The sequence below is a fragment of the Agrobacterium tumefaciens genome (genome assembly GCA_025559845.1).
Classification (GTDB): domain Bacteria; phylum Pseudomonadota; class Alphaproteobacteria; order Rhizobiales; family Rhizobiaceae; genus Agrobacterium.
The window spans coordinates 1,262,214-1,281,498 of the sequence record CP048470.1 but is presented as its reverse complement, the minus strand read 5'-3'; the positions used below and the strand labels follow the sequence as shown (position 1 = coordinate 1,281,498).

At 58.7% G+C, this 19,285-nt stretch carries 22 protein-coding genes; 6 read left to right on the top strand and 16 right to left on the bottom strand.

Annotated elements, in window-relative coordinates; translation table 11 throughout:
- Nucleotides 1–52: 52 nt before the first annotated feature.
- Complete coding sequence (locus FY156_22260) at nt 53–841, top strand: IclR family transcriptional regulator (GenBank protein ID UXS04211.1); 789 nt, start codon at nt 53–55, stop codon at nt 839–841.
- 9 nt (nt 842–850) lie between these two features.
- Here FY156_22260 and FY156_22255 read toward each other — a convergent pair whose 3' ends face one another.
- The 8 genes from FY156_22255 to FY156_22220 form a co-directional block, all read right to left on the bottom strand.
- Nucleotides 851–2,434 carry an ABC-F family ATP-binding cassette domain-containing protein gene (locus FY156_22255; GenBank protein UXS04210.1) on the bottom strand — a complete coding sequence of 528 codons (1,584 nt, stop codon included), beginning with the start codon at nt 2,432–2,434 and terminating at the stop codon, nt 851–853.
- A gap of 197 nt (nt 2,435–2,631) precedes the next feature.
- Nucleotides 2,632–3,402, bottom strand: a complete 771-nt coding sequence (locus FY156_22250; protein UXS04209.1) for an amino acid ABC transporter ATP-binding protein — start codon at nt 3,400–3,402, stop codon at nt 2,632–2,634.
- Nucleotides 3,403–3,436: 34 nt separating this feature from the next.
- Nucleotides 3,437–4,111 (bottom strand): RraA family protein, encoded by a 675-nt coding sequence (locus FY156_22245; GenBank protein UXS04208.1) that lies wholly within the window; start codon nt 4,109–4,111, stop codon nt 3,437–3,439.
- Between the two features lie 105 nt (nt 4,112–4,216).
- On the bottom strand, nt 4,217–5,053 hold the full coding sequence (locus FY156_22240; GenBank protein UXS04207.1) for an ABC transporter substrate-binding protein: 837 nt from the start codon (nt 5,051–5,053) through the stop codon (nt 4,217–4,219).
- Nucleotides 5,054–5,089: 36 nt separating this feature from the next.
- Entirely contained in the window at nt 5,090–5,857 is a 768-nt protein-coding gene (locus FY156_22235) for an amino acid ABC transporter ATP-binding protein (GenBank protein ID UXS04206.1), read from the bottom strand.
- Nucleotides 5,854–6,612 carry an amino acid ABC transporter permease gene (locus FY156_22230; protein UXS04205.1) on the bottom strand — a complete coding sequence of 253 codons (759 nt, stop codon included), beginning with the start codon at nt 6,610–6,612 and terminating at the stop codon, nt 5,854–5,856. The genes FY156_22235 and FY156_22230 overlap by 4 nt, the downstream gene beginning before the upstream one ends.
- Nucleotides 6,609–7,316, bottom strand: a complete 708-nt coding sequence (locus FY156_22225) for an amino acid ABC transporter permease (GenBank protein UXS04204.1) — start codon at nt 7,314–7,316, stop codon at nt 6,609–6,611. Before FY156_22225 ends, FY156_22230 begins: the two co-directional genes overlap by 4 nt.
- Entirely contained in the window at nt 7,313–8,092 is a 780-nt protein-coding gene (locus FY156_22220) for an SDR family oxidoreductase (GenBank protein ID UXS04203.1), read from the bottom strand. Before FY156_22220 ends, FY156_22225 begins: the two co-directional genes overlap by 4 nt.
- Nucleotides 8,093–8,353: 261 nt before the next feature.
- On the opposite strand from FY156_22220, the gene nac reads away from it, so the two are divergent.
- The gene (nac, locus tag FY156_22215) at nt 8,354–9,259 is read left to right on the top strand and encodes a nitrogen assimilation transcriptional regulator (protein ID UXS04202.1); all 906 of its coding nucleotides are present in this window, start codon (nt 8,354–8,356) and stop codon (nt 9,257–9,259) included.
- 4 nt (nt 9,260–9,263) lie between these two features.
- Here the strand turns inward: nac and FY156_22210 are convergent, their stop codons facing one another.
- The 7 genes from FY156_22210 to FY156_22180 are packed head-to-tail and all read right to left on the bottom strand — an operon-like array spanning nt 9,264 to nt 15,207.
- Nucleotides 9,264–10,466: a pyridoxal phosphate-dependent aminotransferase gene (locus tag FY156_22210; GenBank protein ID UXS05205.1), complete on the bottom strand. Its 1,203-nt coding sequence runs from the start codon at nt 10,464–10,466 to the stop codon at nt 9,264–9,266.
- A gap of 52 nt (nt 10,467–10,518) precedes the next feature.
- Nucleotides 10,519–11,286 (bottom strand): LamB/YcsF family protein, encoded by a 768-nt coding sequence (locus FY156_22205; GenBank protein ID UXS04201.1) that lies wholly within the window; start codon nt 11,284–11,286, stop codon nt 10,519–10,521.
- Nucleotides 11,287–11,302: 16 nt separating this feature from the next.
- A complete protein-coding gene (locus tag FY156_22200; protein ID UXS04200.1) occupies nt 11,303–12,298 on the bottom strand; it encodes a biotin-dependent carboxyltransferase family protein in 996 nt (331 codons plus the stop codon).
- Nucleotides 12,295–13,002 (bottom strand): 5-oxoprolinase subunit PxpB, encoded by a 708-nt coding sequence (gene pxpB, locus FY156_22195; GenBank protein ID UXS04199.1) that lies wholly within the window; start codon nt 13,000–13,002, stop codon nt 12,295–12,297. The genes FY156_22200 and pxpB overlap by 4 nt, the downstream gene beginning before the upstream one ends.
- On the bottom strand, nt 12,999–13,409 hold the full coding sequence (locus FY156_22190; protein ID UXS04198.1) for an acetyl-CoA carboxylase: 411 nt from the start codon (nt 13,407–13,409) through the stop codon (nt 12,999–13,001). Before FY156_22190 ends, pxpB begins: the two co-directional genes overlap by 4 nt.
- Nucleotides 13,406–14,773 carry an acetyl-CoA carboxylase biotin carboxylase subunit gene (gene accC / locus FY156_22185; GenBank protein UXS04197.1) on the bottom strand — a complete coding sequence of 456 codons (1,368 nt, stop codon included), beginning with the start codon at nt 14,771–14,773 and terminating at the stop codon, nt 13,406–13,408. Before accC ends, FY156_22190 begins: the two co-directional genes overlap by 4 nt.
- Nucleotides 14,773–15,207, bottom strand: coding sequence for an acetyl-CoA carboxylase biotin carboxyl carrier protein subunit (locus FY156_22180; protein ID UXS04196.1), 435 nt, complete (start codon nt 15,205–15,207; stop codon nt 14,773–14,775). Before FY156_22180 ends, accC begins: the two co-directional genes overlap by 1 nt.
- A 172-nt stretch (nt 15,208–15,379) precedes the next feature.
- Between FY156_22180 and FY156_22175 the strand changes: the two genes are divergently transcribed.
- A complete protein-coding gene (locus FY156_22175; protein ID UXS04195.1) occupies nt 15,380–15,775 on the top strand; it encodes a cupin domain-containing protein in 396 nt (131 codons plus the stop codon).
- 174 nt (nt 15,776–15,949) lie between these two features.
- Nucleotides 15,950–16,948 (top strand): iron chelate uptake ABC transporter family permease subunit, encoded by a 999-nt coding sequence (locus FY156_22170; GenBank protein UXS04194.1) that lies wholly within the window; start codon nt 15,950–15,952, stop codon nt 16,946–16,948.
- 19 nt (nt 16,949–16,967) lie between these two features.
- Here FY156_22170 and FY156_22165 read toward each other — a convergent pair whose 3' ends face one another.
- Nucleotides 16,968–17,723 carry an IclR family transcriptional regulator gene (locus FY156_22165; protein UXS04193.1) on the bottom strand — a complete coding sequence of 252 codons (756 nt, stop codon included), beginning with the start codon at nt 17,721–17,723 and terminating at the stop codon, nt 16,968–16,970.
- Nucleotides 17,724–17,859: 136 nt separating this feature from the next.
- Here FY156_22165 and FY156_22160 point away from each other — a divergent pair, with 136 nt between their 5' ends.
- Nucleotides 17,860–18,582, top strand: a complete 723-nt coding sequence (locus tag FY156_22160; GenBank protein UXS04192.1) for a 3-oxoacid CoA-transferase subunit A — start codon at nt 17,860–17,862, stop codon at nt 18,580–18,582.
- A gap of 11 nt (nt 18,583–18,593) precedes the next feature.
- A complete protein-coding gene (locus FY156_22155) occupies nt 18,594–19,283 on the top strand; it encodes a CoA transferase subunit B (GenBank protein UXS05204.1) in 690 nt (229 codons plus the stop codon).
- Nucleotides 19,284–19,285 lie beyond the last annotated feature (2 nt).

Below are 19,285 nucleotides of genomic sequence, written 5' to 3'. Positions count from 1 at the left end.
ATCAATACAATGAACTATGGGCCGAAGCACGCTGATGTGTCAAGGAGGTTGCATGACCGCAGATCAACAATCGTCGCAAATATCAGACACTGTGCCGGCCCTCAGACGTGCAGTGCGCATTCTGGACATGGTTGCCGGCTCCCCCCAGCACCTGACAGCCGCAGAACTGACCCGCCTCATGGATCTGCCCAAAAGCACGGCGCATGGCCTCTTGGCAGTCATGGTGGAGCTTGATCTTCTTGCCAAATCGGCGGACGGAACCTTGCGTGCCGGTCCCCATCCGCTGCGATGGGCAAACGGGTTTCTGTCGCAACTCGATATCGTTTCGACATTTCACGAACAGCTTGCCGAACGGCACGATCTCGACCCGTACACGGTCACGCTGACCGTTCGCGAAGGCGCCGAAGTCGTCTATATCGGCTGTCGGAACTCGGCCCAGCCGCTCGGGCATACGTTTCGTATCGGCATGCGTCTGCCGGCGCCGTTTACAGCGACCGGCAAGATGCTGCTCTCCGACCTCAGCACCGATGAGCTGAAAACCTTGTTCGAAAGCTTTCCGCCTCCCCTGACACCAAGAAGCGTGAGCTCGCTATCGAAGCTGGAGCACGAACTGGCATCGACGCGCAGCCGTGGCTACTCCATCGACGACGGCCAGATCCGCGAGGGAATGCTCTGCATTGGTGCCGCCATACGCGACTACTCAGGGGCCGCGTCGGCGGGTATCGCACTAAGCCTGATACGAAGCGAAGCAAGCGACGAAAAGATCGCCCGTCTGGGAGAGGAATTACGCGATACGGCCAACGCACTTTCCGAGAAGCTGGGCTACCGGATAGCGCAGTAACTGCCGCGTCTAGGAGCCAAGTTTCAGTCGTCGATCGATGCCGATATTGTCGAGGAAGGTTTCGTCATGGCTGACGACCAATATTGCGCCGTCATAGGCTCTCAGTCCGGCCTCCACGGCCGCAATGGACTCGATATCAAGGTGATTTGTCGGCTCATCCAGTATCAGCAACTGTGGCGGTTCAGTGCCACCAAGCACACAGGCCAGCCCTGCCCGCAACATCTGCCCGCCTGACAATGTTTCGACCTTCTGCAGCGCTGCATCCGCCCGGAAAAGGAAACGTGCGAGCGACGCCCGGCAGGCATTTTCCCCCGCCTTCGGGTTCAGGCGCAGAAAATTGTCACGGATCGACGAGGCCGGATCGAGCAGGCTGACCTGCTGATCGAGAAAGGCCGAGCGCACCTCGACCTGCAGCGTTCCAGACGCTACCGGCAGGACGCCCGTGATCACCGAGAGAAGGGTCGTCTTGCCCGATCCATTGGCGCCAGTAACAGCAACCCGTTCCGGTCCCGTGATGTGGAAGGAGAGATCGCGCAATATGGGCCGGTCCGGTTCATACCCCGCTACCAGGCCCTCCATACGCAGCACGGTCTTTGCCGCGGGCAGATGGCAGGATGGCAAGGTGACCGAAAGCGGTTGCAAGATCTCGATACGCTCGCGCGCCGTCTTCACGTCATCCAGTGCCTCAGTCTCCAGCCGATTGGCGAGCAGAGCGTTGGCACCACCCGTCTGTTCGGCGCGCATCTTCAATCCACCTGCGACGATCTTCGGCATATCACCCCGCGCCGCTTTCTTCTTGCCGGCGCTGTCGCGACGCGCTTTGCGTTCGACCGTGTCCTGCGCCTTGCGCGCAGTATCCGCCAGACGCTTTTGCGCATCAGCGAGGTCATGCTGCGCCGAGGCCATTTCCAGCGCTTTGCGCTCCCTGTAATGGCTCCAGTTTCCGCCATAACGACTGACACCCAATGACGTTATTTCGACGATGGAATCCACTGTCTCCAGAAGTTCACGATCATGGCTGACGATGATTGCGCCACCACGCCACTTCGCCAGAAAGTCGATGACGGCCAACCGGCCTTCCCGGTCGAGATTGTTGGTCGGCTCATCGAGGATGAGAAAATCAGGCGCGGCGTGGATTTGCGCGGCAAGTGCTGCGCGTGTGCGCTGTCCACCGGAGAGATGCGCGAGCGGCGTCGTGGACGGCGCATCAAGGCCAACGTCCGACAGGGCGCTGGCAATATTCGCCTCCAGCATCCAGTCAATGTCGGCCAGCTCATCTACCGTCGCCTCGCCCAATTGAGCACGGCCGAGAACTGCGAGAGCATCGCTCGCACCGAACAGATCCGCAACCGTACCATCTGCTGAAACCTGAACGCTTTGGCGAAGCACGTGGACAGTTCCGGAAACCGAAATCGATCCGGAAGACGGAGATGTATCTCCGGCCATCAGGTTCAGGAGTGTGGTCTTTCCAACGCCGTTGCGGCCAATCAGGCCAGCGCGTTCAGGACCAAGCGTGAGATTGAGACCGGAAAAGAGCTGGCGACCGTCAGGCGTCGACCAGGAAACATTCGAAAGGGTGATAAAGTGCGGCATGGATATGGTTTCCCCGTATGGCAAGGCGATGTGACTTTGCGATCGGGTTGAAATCCATATGAAACCGTCCTGTTGGTGCTGCGTGGACTTTCTATTTATGCGCGAAAGGCGGCACGTTCAAGGCACGTTGTCTTTTCGGGCGACATGGCCACGCCCGAACAGAGTTCGGTCTGAGATAGTTCTCCTCCAGGCAACCTCTAGTGCAGAATCTGGCTGAGGAAGAGCTTGGTGCGCTCGTGCTGCGGATTGTCGAAGAACTCCTGCGGAGAGTTCTGTTCGACGATCTGGCCCTGATCCATGAAGATCACCCGGTTTGCCACCTGACGGGCAAAGCCCATTTCGTGGGTCACGCACAGCATGGTCATGCCGTCTTCGGCAAGGCTCACCATCGTATCCAGCACTTCCTTGACCATTTCCGGGTCAAGTGCCGAGGTCGGTTCGTCGAACAGCATGATCTTCGGCTTCATGCACAGCGAGCGGGCGATTGCCACACGCTGCTGCTGACCACCGGAAAGCTGGCCGGGATATTTGTTGGCCTGCTCGGGGATCTTGACGCGCTTGAGGTAGTGCATCGCCACTTCCTCGGCCTCCTTCTTCGGCATCTTGCGAACCCAGATCGGTGCCAGCGTGCAGTTTTCCAGGATCGTCAGATGCGGGAAGAGGTTGAAGTGCTGGAACACCATGCCGACTTCGCGACGCACTTCATCGATCTTCTTCAGGTCGTTGGTGAGTTCGATACCGTCAACGAAGATGTTGCCCGACTGATGTTCTTCCAGACGGTTGATGCAGCGGATCATGGTCGACTTGCCGGAACCGGAAGGGCCGGCAATGACGATGCGCTCGCCGCGCATGACCTTGAGGTTGATGTCGCGCAGCACGTGGAAATCGCCGTACCACTTGTTCATGCCGACGATATCAACGGCAACCTCGGCAGACGAGATGACCAGATCCTTCAGTGCCGCGCTCATGCCAGACCCCAATTCCCTTCCGCTTGCCCGTAAGTCAGATGCCGACAACCAGACCCTTTGCCTTCAGCACGGGCTCGAGATTGCTGACCTCGACCACCGTCTTGCCGGCTTTGTAGGCGGCGATGTAACCGGCTTCGGCATCTTCGCGCGCCTGCGAAAGCTTGGCGACTTCGGCAACTTCATCACGACGAACAACAACAAGACCGTCGGCATCGCCAACGATAACATCGCCCGGTTGAATGATCTCGCCGCCGACGATGATCGTGTCGTTGGTGGTGCCGATCGTTTCCTTGACGGTGCCCTTGATGCAGGTGCTCAGCGAAAACACCGGGAAACCGAGCTCGCGAAGCTGCAACGTATCGCGCACGCCCGTATCGGTCACAAGACCGCCGATACCCTTGGCAAGGCAGGCATTGGCCAGAACATCGCCGAACGAACCGGCTTCTTCATATTCACCGGCGGATACGACGATGATATCGCCCGGCTTGGCGTAATTGATCGCAAGCTGCAGCATGATGTTGTCGCGCGGCGAGGACTTCACCGTGAAGGCAGGGCCACAGAGTTTCATGCGGTAGTCGACCGGCTTCAGACGCGACGACAGCGCACCACGACGGCCCTGAGCCTCATGGATCGTTGCCGGAGAGAACTTCGAAAGAGCCTCCAGATCCTCCTTGGAGGGACGTGCGGGAATATCTTTAATGTGGGTCATGAGGCCCTCCTCGAGGCCATAGTGAGCCGCACGGCGGCAAGATTGCCGCCGTCGGCAATAGTCAGTTTTTCAGGTTTTTAAGGACCGGACGCCTGGTGCGTCAGATCAGGGAATCGGATCGAACTTCAGCTCGGAGAGCGGCACGACCTTGTCGGTACGGGTCATTTTGTATTCGGTGCCCTGACCGAGCCACTTGTCCCAGATCTTGTTGATCTCACCATCAGCGTCGAGCTTGCGCAGGATCTCGTTGACCTTGGCGGTCAGCGCCGGCTGATCTTTCTGCATGCCAATACCGATCGGCTGGTAGAGCATGGGCTCTTCGATCATGCGCATTTCCTTGCCCCGGGTCTTCGATTCATTGACAAGCTTCGTCGTCGTCATCGTGTTTGCGACCATGCCGCGCGCCTTGCCCTGCTGAACGGCAAGATAGGCAGAACCAGTATCCTGGAATGTCAAGGGTTCGGACTTGTTGAGCTTGATCGACATTTCAGACGTCGAGCCCTTCGTAGATGCAATACGCTGACCGACATAATCTGCCTTGGCCTTGCCTTCGTCCGTGGTCGGAACGATCAGCATTTCCTTGGCGAGATAATAGGGGTCGCTGAACTGGATCTGCTCGGCGCGGCTCTGGGTATAGGCGAGGTTGGCAACGGTGATGTCGACGCGGCCGAGTTTCACTTCCGGGACACGTGCTTCAACCGATACCGGCTTGATTTCAGCCTTGACGCCCATTTCCTTGGCGATGGCGTTGCAGAGATCAACGTCGAAGCCGACCATTTCGCGGGTCTTCGGGTCCGGCGCGGCAAAGGGCGTCACATCGGCGAAGGTTGCACAACGCAGCGTCTTCGCTGCCTGAATATCGGCAAGCTGGTCGGCTTTGGCTGGCGCGACGACAGCGGTGCTGGCGACGAGCGATGTCAGAATTGCGAATTTCCAGTTCATTTGCTGTTCTCCATTGTTATTTTTAAAAGAAGGCAGTCAGTGCCGCAGATCAGCGAGAAAACGCTGAGCGCGCGGATGTCGTGGATTTTTGAAAAACTCCTCAGGCGGAGCCGTTTCGAGGATTTCGCCCGCGTCAATGAACCAGATCCGGTCCGCAACATCTCGTGCAAAGCCCATTTCGTGGGTGACGCAAAGCATGGTCATGCCTTCGGCGGCGAGGCTCTTCATCACACTCAGGACTTCGCCAACCATTTCCGGATCGAGAGCGCTGGTCGGCTCGTCGAACAGCATGACCGGCGGCTCCATGGCCAGCGCACGGGCAATCGCGACGCGCTGCTGCTGACCACCGGAAAGCTGGCCGGGATAAGAATTGGCCTTGTCGGCAAGGCCAACCCGATCGAGCAGCTTGAGAGCCTTTTCATGGGCAACGTTGGCTGGAACCCCTTTCACCCGGATCGGCGACATCGAAACGTTGTCGACCACTGATAGGTGCGGGAACAGGTTGAAACTCTGGAACACGAAGCCGATGCGGCTGCGCAGCTTGTTCAGTTCATTGCTGCGCATCGGCGCGTGAATGTCCTGCCCTTCGAAGCTGATACCGCCGCTGTTGATCTCTTCGAGACGGTTGACCGTGCGGATGAGCGTCGATTTGCCGGAACCGGATGGGCCACAGATCACCACGACCTCGCCGCGCGCCACCTCGGCGTTGACGTTCTTCAGAACCTGATAATCGCCGTAACTTTTGCAGACATCGGAAATGCGGATCGCCTGCTCGGCCTTCGGCCCGGAAACTGGGGTGCTCATAGCTGCTCCGTAATGGTTTTAAGTGGGGCTGCCTCTGCAGGAAGGCGGACATTGCGCGGGCCGGCCCGGCGGCGCGCGATCCGCCGCTCGACGCTGTTGGCAACATAGGTCAGGCTCCAACACAGGACGTAGTAGACCACTGCGAGAATGAGGAAGACCTGGAAGGGCTGCGTCAGAAGCTGGTTGTTGACCTGGCTCGCCGCAAAGGTCAGATCCGGCACATTGATGACGTAACCAAGCGTGGTGTCCTTGATCGTCGAAACGAACGTGGAGATCATGCTCGGGATCATGTTGTAGAGCGCCTGCGGCAGGATGACGTAACGCATCGAACCGAGATGGCTGTGCCCCAGGGCACGGGCGGCATCCATCTGTCCCTGGCCGAGCGATACGATACCCGCCCGCACCACTTCGCTCAAAAATGCGCCCTGATAGATGACCAGCGTGACCAGCATGATCAGGAAGCTTGGCACGTCGGCGCCGGTCCACAGCGGGATGACGAAGTAGCACCACAGAATGAGCATCAGGAGCGGCACGCCGCGCGTGACATAGACGAGACCGGTAATCGGCCAGCTCAGGAGCCGCCACTTGGACAGGCGGGCAAGAGCCATCAAAATGCTGACCGGAAAAGCCAGTGCGATCGCCAGTGCAGAAAGGATGAGGGTGTTGGCAAGCCCGCCGAGCGGCCCGTTCGGATACTGCCCGATCAGAAGCAGCAGCCAGTAATCCTGAATGATATTGATGAAATCCTGGATCATGCGCGCGCCCTCCGCGCGGGATCGCCACGCATCGAGAGATAAGCTCCGATGCCCATGATGATGAGTGAGAAGAACAGATAGGTGACAGTGCCGATCGTATAGATCTCGAATGTGCGGAAGCTGAGGTTTTCGACTTCCTTCACGGCGTGCGTCAATTCAGGTGCACCGATGACGATGGCAATGCTGCTGTTCTTGAAAAGCGATACGCTGTGATTGATGAGGGGCGGCAAGGCATTGCGAACGCCCTGCGGCATGATCACGAAGCGCATGGCGGAGACGTAACCATGGCCGAGCGCCTGAGCAGCTTCCATCTGCCCCTTGCTGACAGAACGCAGGCCTGACCGCAAATCCTCGCTGAAATAGGCTGCCTGGCAGAGACCAAGGCCGATCACCGCGAAGATCGCCTCCGCATTGTGGCTGGCAAGCCAGTCCGACAAACCTTGCGGCATGAGCGTGAAAATGCCGAAGTACCACAACATCAGCTGAACGAGTGTCGGCACGTTGCGGTGATAGGAGACGTAAGCGGCAACGATCGGCTCACCGAAGCGAAACGGCGAAACCCGAAGCGCCAGCAGCAGAATTGCCAGCGTCATCGCAAGCGTCCAGGAGCCGAGGAAGATGACAAATGTCATCTGGATGCCATGCAGAAGCATCCCGACATATTCAGGATTTGAGAAAATCGCTGATAGATCGAAGCCGCTCACCGCTCTGCCCCTTTGGCACTGCCGACAACAGCGGGCGTTTGTGGTTTCGCCGTCTGCAAACCGCCCATGACCTGCAGCGTCGGGGTGATTTCCATGTGACCGATGTTCATCGAGACGGGTGCTGCAACCGCAAAGGCAATTGCATCGGCAATATCGGAAGCCTGAGGCAATTCGAAACCATCGATGAAGCGCTCGCGGATCGACGGGTCGTTACCGTGAACGTGATTGAAGATGTCCGTGGCGACGCGACCAGGGCAGATTTCGGTGACGCGAACCCGCTTGCCGAACGTATCGATGCGCAGCTGGTTGGACAGCATGGCAACGCCGGCTTTCGTGGCGTGATAGGTGGAGTTGCCGCCGAAATTGTAGTTGCCGGCAATGGAGGAGATGTTGATGACGTGGCCGCGATCGCGTTCCGCCATGCCAGGCACGATCAGCCGGCACAGATGCAGTACGGCGCGCAGATTCACATCGATCAGCAGGTCGATATCGCCATCTTCCGCTTCAAGGAACTTCTTCGGCCGGTCGACACCAGCGTTGTTGACGAGAATGTCGAAGTCGATTTCGGAGGCAAGCTTCGCCAGCGCCTCACGGTCGGTCACGTCGATAGCATGCGGGATGCAACCGGTACGCTCTGCCAGTTCCTGAAGCGCGTCAGCACTTCTTGCCACGGCATGCACTTCAATGTTCTCACGCCGGAAACGCTCAACGATCGCCGCGCCAATCCCTCCGGAAGCGCCGGTTACAAGAGCCGTTTTATAGTCGGAAAAAGACATTCGTATTCATCCCCTTGTCGTTGAATTTGAGATTAGCGGAGCTTTGGCGTTCTGCCTAAGACGGATTGAATCTGGATGGATAAGGATGCGTTATGGAGCCCATTCGCTCCAAATCATCAAGCGCAGACAGACACTTAGAAGTTCGTCTTTTCCAGAGACTGCAAAAGCACGGCTTCTTTTTTGCCGCTGGCGGCTGTTGGTCGCGTTGCAATCCTCCGCGCGGCCTGCGAAAATCGCGCTACAGATAAAGAGGGAACTTTCATGGACATACGGCGACTGAGGTCGTTCATCGTGATCGTCGACACCGGCAGCATTACCCGCGCCGCCGACGTTTTGCATATTGCGCAGCCCGCCTTGAGCCAGCAGCTTGCCGGATTGGAAGATCATTTCCAGCAGAAGCTTCTGATTCGCAGCCAGCAGGGCGTGTCCATGACCGAGGCGGGCCGTGCCGTCTATCGGCACGCGCAGATCATCCTTCGCCAGATGGATCTCGCTCAATCAGACGTCAAAGCAACAGGCGCCTCACTGGTCGGCCGCGTGTCCGTCGGCCTTGTGCCATTCAGCAGTGCGGCAACGCTCTCCGCAGATCTGTTGATCGAGACCCGCAAACGTCACCCCGGAATCCTGCTTCATCTGACAGAAAGCGTCGGTCAGACCTACAGCCAGATGATCATGAACGGGCGTCTGGAAATGGCGCTCATTCACGGCTCGGGGCCAATCAAGGGCGTGCGTTTTGAGCCTTTGCTCAACGAGGATTTCTATTTCGTCGGTCACAGCCGAATGGGGATCGAAGCAAGCGATCAGCCTCTGCCAATTTCGGCGCTGGAGGATGTCCCCATTCTCATGCCGCCGCCTTACAATTTTGTGCGTCGTGCGGTTGATCTCGCCTTCACCCGCGCACGCGTCTCACTGAACGTCGTGGCAGAAATCGAAATCGTCCGGACGCTATCGCGTGCCGTAACCGATGGCATGGGTGCAACGATCATGCCGAAGGCGATCAGCGAGCGCCTTCTGGCCGAAACGAGCGAACCTCTTATTGTGCGCCCCATCACGCCAAGGATCGAGGAAACCCTGTCGTTCTGTGTTTCCGACCAAAGCGAGTTGTCGGAGCCGGCGCTGGCGGTGAAATCCATTCTGATGGAGCTCACCGCCCGCCTGAAATCGTAGTCGCTCAACGCAGCCCGTTGCAGAATTCTGCGATGCGGTTGCAGCCCTCTTCCAGCATTTCCATGCTTGTCGCATAGGAGATGCGGAAATACGGGCTCATGCCGTATGCCGCGCCCTGCACCGTTGCCACGTGGTGTTCTTCGACCAGACCCATGACGAAATCGACGTCGGTCGCAATCTTGCGACCGCCCTTGCTGGTCTTGCCGATGAGCTCGGAAATGTTCGGGAAAATGTAAAACGCACCTTCCGGCTTGTGCGCCCGCAGACCGTCGATTTCCGCAAGCCTGCCCAGCACGTAATCGCGGCGGGTCTTGTAGATGGACGAACGTTCCTTGAGAAGATCCTGCGGCCCATCGAGCGCGGCCACGGATGCAGCCTGCGTCAAGGTCGAGGTACCGCCGCTGTTTTGTCCGTTGACGTTGCTGATTGCCGCAATCAGATCCTTCGGACCGCCGCAGTAACCGAGGCGCCAGCCGGTCATCGCATAGGCCTTCGACACGCCATTCATGGTCAACACGCGATCGTAAAGACGTGGCTCGACCTCGGCAATCGTGCAGAATTCAAAATCGTCGTAGACGAGATGTTCGTAGATATCATCCGTCAGAATCCAGACATGCGGATGGCGCAGCATGACCTCCGCAATCGCCGCCATTTCAGCACGCGAGCAGGCGGCGCCGGTCGGATTGTTCGGGAAATTCAGGAAAAGCCACTTGGTGCGTGGAGTGATCGCTGCCTCGAGGTCTTCGGGCCGCAGCTTGAAACCTGCATTTTCCGGGCACGCTACCGAAACCGGAACGCCACCAGCGAACTTGACGATATCTGCATAGCTGACCCAGGACGGCGCAGGAATGACAACTTCATCGCCCGGATTGCAGGTTGCCAAGACAGCATTGAAGATGACCTGCTTGCCGCCGCCGGAAACAACGATCTGGTTCGGTTCGTAAACGAGGTTGTTGTCGCGCTTGAACTTGCGGATGATCGCCGCCTTCATCGCCGGCGTACCATCCATGGTGGGATATTTCGTATCACCTGCAAGAGCGGCCGCATGAGCGGCTTCGACGGCGTGTGCAGGCGTCGGGAAATCTGGTTCTCCGGACGAAAGGCTCACCACCTTGATGCCTTGAGCGGCAAGTTCGCGCGCGCGTTGCGTCATTGCGGCGGAAGCGGAAATCGAGACATTTTTCAATCGGTCGGCAATCGCAGGCATGGTCTGGTCTTCCAGTTTTGAACAGATGGTGAAAACGGATCGGCTGAAAACCTCAGCCGGCAACTTCGGATGCAGGCGCCAGCGAGCCGCCGACATTTTCTATTTCGCTACGGACAATGCGCGCCAGTTCGAGAGAACCCGGCGTATCGCTGTGAACGAGAATCGAGCGGGCCGCCATGGCGATGGTTGCGCCATCAATGGTCGTGACAGTCCCATCGATCAGGAACTGGCGAACGCGGGCGCGCACTGCAGATTCTTCTTTTATCAGCGCACCGGGCAGACCTCGGGTAACCAGACGGCCTTCACGGTCATAGGCTCTGTCCGCCAGAAAAAGGGTGAGCGTCTTCAGCGAAGCACGCTTTGCAGCGCTTTCAATCTCACTGCCCGGCATTGCAAAAATGATAAGCCCCGGATCAACGGCGCGGATCGCATCCATCATCAGATCGGCAAGCTTCGGGTCCCCGTTGACCATATTGCCCATTGCCGCATGGAAGCTGAAATGAGCGACCTGCTGGCCTTCGCTTGCGGCAATCGCCCTGAGCGCACCGAGCTGATAGAGCATCTGCTGACGCAGCTCATCCGCCGAATAAGGAATTTCGCGGCGACCAAAACCGGCACGATCGGGCAGGCCGGGATGTGCACCGATGCCCACACCGTTCGCTTTGGCCAGCCGTACCATCCGGACCATCGTGTCGGGGTCACCGCCGTGAAAACCGCAGGCGATGTTGGCCGAGGAGACAACCTTCATCATCGCTTCATCATCACACAGTCGGTAAGGGCCAAAACCCTCACCCATGTCGGAATTCAGATCGATCTTCATTCGTCCCTCCTTCGCGTCAGTTGATAACGGCAAGCGCCTGGCAAACCATGCGCGAGGTTCTGCGGACATCGGCAATGAATGCAGCGACCGACTTTTCGACCTCAGCCGCTTGCTGATGCGTCACGCGGACAAACCGCAACCGGCTGCCGATGCGCGCCTGGCCAAGTCGCCACAGGTCGGCCTCGATAACGCCGGCAATCTTGGGATAACCACCTGCCGTGTTGGCGTCGGCCATCTGGATGATTGGCTCACCGCTCGGCGGGACCTGCACAACGCCGGAAACAACACCATGCGAGCGCATTTCCACCGGTGTTGTCGGCTTGATGGCATCGCCCATCAGTCGATAACCAGTTCTGTCGCTCTGGGTTGAGATTTTCCAGGTCTGCGACCAGAAACGCTCGGCATCATCGCCGAAAAGCGCATGTTCACCGGCCGGAATGGCACGAACCGAAAGCACACCATCTTCCGCTGCCGGAAAAGCATCCGCCAGCGCATAGACCGGATCGACAAAGGCGACGCCCGCCGCCGGAAAATTCAGTGGTTCGGAAACCTCATCGACGCGCAATGTATCGCCGACCGCGAGGAAACGGCCGTCGTTACCGCCGAAGGCACCGCGCAGCGACGTACTGCGCGATCCCATGACAGTTGCGACATCAATGCCGCCAGCAACGCAGATATAGGCGCGGGTGCCAGTACGGGGTTGGCCCAGTTCCAGAACCTGCCCAGCTTGCACCGGCAAAGCGCAGCAGGATTGAATGGCTGCGCCATCAAGCGATGCGCCGCAATCGGCACCGGTGACAACAAACGCGGTCGGCTTCGAGAACCGCAGCTTGAAGGGATAGGTCTGAATCTCGAGCGCGGCAGCGCCTGCGTCATTGCCGATCAGAGTGTTTCCGACCTTCAAGGCCAGCGTATCCATTGCGCCGCTGGTGGTAACACCGATATTTCGGAAACCGGGGCGGCCAAGGTCCTGTACCGTATTGAACGGTCCCGTGTGGATGATCTCTATCATAGCTCTATGCTCGCTGGCACGAAACGCACCGTATCACCCGGCGCCATGATGGCAGGCGTCTCCGACATTGGATCAAACATCTGCAATTCGGCAAAGCCGATTGAATTCCAGCCATTCGGGCCGGTCAGTACCGCAACACCGGTCTGCATGCCGCCTATGGTGACACAGCCTCTTGCCATGTTAAGCGAAGGAACAGTCTTTCGCGGCATGTAGATACGCGGATCAAGACCGTGCAGGTAACCGAACCCAGGCGCACTTCCGAGTGCAAACACCCGATAGGTCCCTTCGTAATGAATGCGCACCACTTCGCGGTCTGACAATCCTGACCGGTCGCAAAGCGCGGCAAGATCGGTGGCGTGATCACCGCCATAGGTCACGGCAATTTCGATCGTTCTTCCGGCAAGATCGATGCTCTCGGCCTGATCCCAGTCTTCCAGAAGACGCAGTGCCAAGGCCTCCGGGTCATCGGGCGTGGCCTTGAGCACAACGAGGAGATTGGTCATGCCAGGAACGATTTCTTGGGTTTCGCTCCAGGTTTCGACGACCTTGGACAAAGCCCAGATCCGCCGCTGCGAGGCAAGGTCGAAATCGCCCGTGGCTTCAAGAAGGAAAGCGCGGGAGCCAATCGGCGACACGCGCGCGCCATTGCGGTCCTGTGAAAAGACCTCCAAAGGGGCTAGGATTTTGGCAATCGAGGCGTTCATGCTTCTGGCTCGACTTCTGCAATCGGGTCGCCGAAGCCGACGACCGTTCCGGGTTCAACGAGATGGCGGCGAAGGCGTTTCGAGGTCCCGGCTTTCACCGGCAACAGAACTGGTCCGACACGGAGGAAGCCCACCAGATTGTCATTCGCAGAACTGCCCTGCGTTGGCGCGCGCGAAAGATCTGATGGCCAGAACACGCCCGCCATCGGCGCCTTGAAGATCGCGGCAGACGCGGTCTCCGACTTGCTGGCTCTCATATCACGCGCGGATCTTCCCGCAGATCCGGCCACAACGATCCGCACGGTCTGGTCCCGGCGGGTGATCTCGATACCATCGACACCGGCGGCTTCAAGAACGAGTGTCAGCCTTTCGATGATCGCGGGATCGGTGAAATCAACCTTGCTCATGCGCGCCCCCGCGTCTTCAGCCATTTTTCGAGATAATGGATGTCCGTTTGGCCCTCTTCAAAAGCCGGGTCTTCAAACAACTCCCGCAACAGCGGCAGATTGGTCGCGATGCCGTCCAGCTTGAAGGCGGCGAGCGCGGCGCGGGTGCGGGCCATGGCCTCAGCCCGATCACGCCCGTGCACGATAAGCTTGGCGATCAAGGAGTCGTAATAGGGAGAGACCCTGTAACCGGCTTCGACATGCGTATCGACACGAACGCCTTCGCCTGTCGGCAGTTCGAGCGCGGCAATGACGCCGGCCGACGGCATGAAGGTGGCCGGGTCTTCGGCATTGATACGGCATTCGATGGCGTGCCCCTGGCAGGCCACGTCGTTCTGGTTCATCGGCAACTCTTCGCCCTGCGCAACACGGATCTGCTGCTGGACGATATCGACGCCGCTGGTTTCCTCGGTCACGGGATGCTCTACCTGCAGACGCGTGTTCATTTCGATGAAATAGAACGCGCCATCTTCATAGAGGAACTCGAAGGTGCCAACACCGCGGTAACCGATCTGCTGGCAGGCTTTGACGCATGCTTCTCCAACGGGACCAATCAGCGCATCGGAAATGCCCGGCGCCGGCGCCTCTTCGACAACCTTCTGGTGGCGCCGTTGCATGGAGCAATCACGGTGGCCAAGCCAGACAGCATTTCCATGCGTGTCGCACAGCACCTGAATTTCAATATGGCGCGGATACTGGAGGAATTTCTCCATGTAGAGCGCCGGCGTTCCAAAAGCCTTGCGGGCTTCTTCGCGGGTCAATGTCACCGCTTCCAGCAGATCAGCCTCTTCAAGCACGACCCGCATGCCGCGCCCGCCACCACCACCGGCAGCCTTGACGATGATCGGATAGCCGATCTCCGACGCGATGGCGCGGATCGCCTCCGGTTCTGCGGGAAGTTCACTGTCGGGACCTGGAACGCAGGGCACACCGGCGGCAACCATGGCGCTCTTGGCAGCAATCTTGTCGCCCATCGTGGCGATCGCGGTAGCATCCGGCCCGATGAACGTCAGCCCCGCCTCGTCGACGGAAGCGGAGAACCGAGCGTTTTCCGAGAGGAAACCATAGCCTGGATGAACGGCACCGGCGCCAGAAAGACGTGCCGCGAGCAAAATGGCATTCTGGTTCAGGTAACTTTTCGGGGCAGGCGCCGGACCAATGCAGATCGCTTCGTCGGCGCTTCGGGTATAGGCGGCATTCCGGTCAGCTTCCGAGCAGACAACGACCGTCTTCAAGCCCATGTCACGGCAGGCGCGAACGACGCGCAGAGCAATTTCGCCGCGATTGGCGATCAGAACCTTGTCGAAACGTTGTTGCGGCTGCATCACGCGATCTCCGCAAGCATGTCACCAGCCTCGACCTCCGCACCGTTCACGTCCGTCAGACGCGTGATGCGGCCAGCGCGCGGCGCGGCAATCTTGTTGAAAACCTTCATCGCTTCGATGATAAAAAGTGTCTGCCCTTCGACAACCTCATCGCCGACGGCAACGAAAGGCGGATCATTCGGAGCCGGAGCAATATGCAGGACACCAAAGATGGGAGCGTTGACTGCAAACCCGCCCGTTGCAGGCTTGTCTTCAGGCACGGTGGCTTGCGCGGGTTGCTCGACAGCGGCGACACTCTCAGCCGTTGACGACAAAGCATTTGCCGACCTTTCTCGGAAAATGCGGACAGTGGTGTCCTTCTCGGTGACCGTCAGTTCGGTAATGCTGGACCGGCCGACGAATTCGATGAGTGTTTCTATCTTTGAAAGGTCCATTCCTCGGTCCACATTTTGGCTGCGTCGATGCTGCGCCCCATTTCGAGCAGCAGCCATCACAGGCCATTGTGGTAACATAGGCAGCGGGTTGATGGGGTCAGACGAAGTTTCAATGGACCGGCGGTCGCCTCTTGCTGCATCAACGGGCAGATTCTCTGAGGAAGGAAGCACAATGATTATCACCAAAAGTGGTTCGCAACCGTCGGCAAAGGGTCCGTCGGATTGGTTTACGGGAAATGTTCGCGTCGACCCTTTGTTTTCGGCAAACGATGCGCGCCGTGCCGCTTCGGCTTCTGTGACCTTCGAACCCGGTGCAAGAACCGCGTGGCATACTCATCCTCTCGGCCAGACATTGCTGGTGACATCAGGGCGCGGGCGTGTGCAACGCGAGGGCGGCCCGATCATGGAGATCCATCCCGGCGATGTGGTCTGGTTCGAACCTGGTGAAAAACACTGGCACGGTGCCTCGCCGGAAACCGCCATGACACATATCGCCATCCAGGAGCATGTTGACGGAAAGGTCGTGGACTGGCTCGAGCATGTGACGGACGCCCAGTATCTCGGCTGAAACGTCAGCCCGCGTCATCAGCGAAAGCCGCATGACGCGGGCGCTTTAAATATGACAGTTTTCCACTAGTTTTGAGGGCGCGGCCAGGCTATAGCTTGCCAATCTTCCGCTGTGCTCGAACCTCGTTATGTATCCAGGCGCAATCTCAAAACCCGCATCGATTGAACCGCTCTGATGGCCAGATCCGGCGCCATCCGGTCGCAAACCCAGCAGATGACATCTCACCGTATCCGGCTTATGCCGAACCATCTGGCGGGTTGCGCCGTCGTCCTCTCTGCCCTCGTTATCATCACGCTTGCCGTCGGCCATGGTCCGGCGGGTTGGGAGTGGAGTACCGACGTCAACCTGATTGCGCGTTGGCGCCTCATGCGCGTCGTCGGCGCCGTCTCTGCAGGTGTTCTCTTGGGCATCAGCGGCGTGCTTGTTCAACTTGTCACGGCCAATCCCATGGCAAGTCCCGAGGTCATGGGCATATCGGCCGGCGCAACGCTTGGCGCTATCGCACTGCTCTTCGTTTCGACGTCCTACACATCCGGCGACCTGCTCATCGCATGTGCCACCGGCTCGCTCCTGGTGACAGCGGCGATGTTGATCCTGGGCAGGCGCGCGAATTTCGCACCTGACAGGATCATTCTGATCGGTATCGCTCTGTCGGCAATTGTCGGAGCCATCGGCGCATTTGTCGTGGCCGTCGGGGGGCCTGCGCGAGGGCTTCTTCTCACATGGTTTTCCGGCTCCACCTACCGTGTCACCACCGACCAGGCGATAACAGTGGCCGTCTTGGCCGCCCTGGCCCTGTTCGTTGTTCCGCTGCTTAACCGTCCGCTTGAACTGCTCGGACTTGGTGAAGACAGCGCCCGATCGCTCGGACTGCGGATTTCGCGCACACGTGGTGCGATCATTCTCTACAGCGCCATTGCCACCGCGGGTGCAACCATCATTGTTGGACCCGCAAGTTTCGTTGGACTGCTGGCGCCGCATATGGTGCGCCAGTTTGGCATTACCCGCACGCTGCCGCAGATTTTTGCCTCCGCGCTTGCCGGCGGTGTTCTGATGCTGACAGCCGATTGGCTCGGGAGAACCCTAATCTTCCCATGGCAAATGCCGGCCGGTCTTCTGACTGCACTGATCGGCGGTCCCGTATTTCTCTACACGATGCGCCAACGCGGCTGAACGTCCCGGATCAGACCAGTCAGTTCAACAGAGGCATGATGTTTTCCGCCGCCTCTTTCAGCAGGGGCAGAACGTCATCCGTCATCTGCTCCAGCGAGATATGTGCAGCCGGAGCGCCGACGTTCAAGGCCGCTATCGTTTCACCGCGCCTGTTCTTCAAAGGCACAGCGATCGATCTCAGGCCCAGTTCGAGTTCCTGATCGATCAAGGCATATCCAAGCTCCCTGACACGACCGAGCTCGTTCATGATCGCGTCGGGGTCGACAAGCGTGCGGTCGGTGTTGGCCCGCAGATCGGATCTCGCAAGCACATCGCGCGCATTGCTGTCGCTGAGGGCGGCAAGCAGCACCCGACCCATTGAAGAACAGTAAGCCGGAAGGCGGCTGCCGGGATTGAGGTTAATCGACATGACGCGCCGTTGCGATGCACGGGCGATGTAAAGGATCTGCGTATCATCGAGCACGGATGCAGATGAACTCTGGCCGATCTTTTCCGCCAGCACGTCAAGATGAGGTTGCAACAGCGTCGGCAAGGGCGTGGCGGACAGATAGGAATGTCCAAGCCGCAGGATGCGAGGCGTCAGCGTGAAGAACTTGCCATCATAGTCAGCATATTGCAGCTCGAAGAGGGTCAGTAGCGAGCGTCGCACCGTGGCGCGATCAAGCCCCGTTTTCTTGGCAACATCGGCAATCGACAGGCGCCGGTCGCTCTCGCCGAATGCCTCGATTACACGCAAACCCTTGGCAAAGCCGCTTACGAAATCCGTTTCCTTCACGGCTTAGCCCTCTCGTTTGTGCGATATATGAACAAATATCAATTAACGCACAAACTTCATTGCCGCAAGCCTTGATGAGTCGTATCTACTGGCGAGAACACAGACAGTTTGTCGACGTAAGATCTAGGGAGGTCGAATGGACAAGAGATCGCAAAGTGCCGCGGAAGCGGTTTCCGCTATCGGCGACGGCGCCGTGGTGATGATCGGCGGCTTCGGCGGTTCCGGCGCACCGATTGAACTCATTCATGCGCTGATCGACAAGCGCCCCAGAAATCTCACCGTCATCAACAACAATGCCGGAAACGGCAGGATCGGCATTGCCGCGATGATCGACGCGGGCATGGTCGCCAAAATGATCTGCTCATTTCCGAAATCGTCCGACCCGCGCGCCTTCACCGACAAATATCTTGCCGGCGAAATCGAGCTTGAACTGGTACCACAGGGGACACTGGCCGAGCGCATCAGAGCCGGCGGAGCGGGCATTCCGGCCTTTTATACGCCGACTGCCTACGGAACCGAGCTTGCCAACGGCAAGCCGATCGCTGAATTCGATGGTCGACATTATGTTCAGGAACGCTGGCTGAAGGCCGATTTTGCGATCGTGAAGGCGCATGTCGGCGATACGCACGGCAACCTCACCTACAACAAGGCCGCCCGCAACTTCAATCCGCTGATGTGCATGGCCGCAGCCAAGACGATCGTTCAGGTTTCCAAGATTGTCGAGGCCGGCGGCATCGACCCGGAACAGGTCGTGACACCTGGAATTTTCGTCGACCGCGTCGTCGAAGTGGCGAACCCGCAGCAGGAAGAGGCAATGATCCGCGCCGGGATGCAGTATGAGGGAGGAATTTACGCATGAGCGCCGATACGCTGACGGTCGATGTCCGTGACGACATCAAGCTTTCCAACGCGCAGATCGCCTGGCGCGCCGCCCAGGATATTGAAGACGGCGCCTATGTGAACCTCGGCATCGGTTTTCCGGAAATGGTGGCGCGTTATCAGCCTCCGGGACGTCAGGCCGTGTTTCACACCGAAAACGGCATCCTGAATTTCGGGGAAGCGCCGACGCCCGGTGAGGAAGACTGGGATCTGATCAATGCCGGCAAAAAGGCCGTGACCCTGAAGCCGGGTGCCGCGTTCTTTCACCATGCAGACAGCTTCGCGATGGTGCGCGGCGGTCATCTCGACGTAGCCATTCTGGGGGCGCTTCAGGTTGCCGAAAACGGCGATCTTGCCAACTGGCGGGTTGGCTCAAAGGGTGTGCCGGCCGTCGGCGGCGCCATGGATCTGGTTCACGGCGCCAAGCAGGTGTTTGTCATCACCGAACACGTCACCAAGAATGGCGAACCGAAGCTCGTTGAAAAATGCACCTTCCCGCTGACCGGCGTTGCCTGCATCACCCGCATCTACACCAGCCACGCCGTCATCGACATCGTGGACGGGCATTTTGTCCTGCGTGAAAAGCTGCCGGGCATGAGTGTCGAAGAACTGCAGGCCATGACGGGTGCCAAGCTCCACATCGATGGCGCCGTAGCCGATCTGACCGTTCCGACACTGTGAAT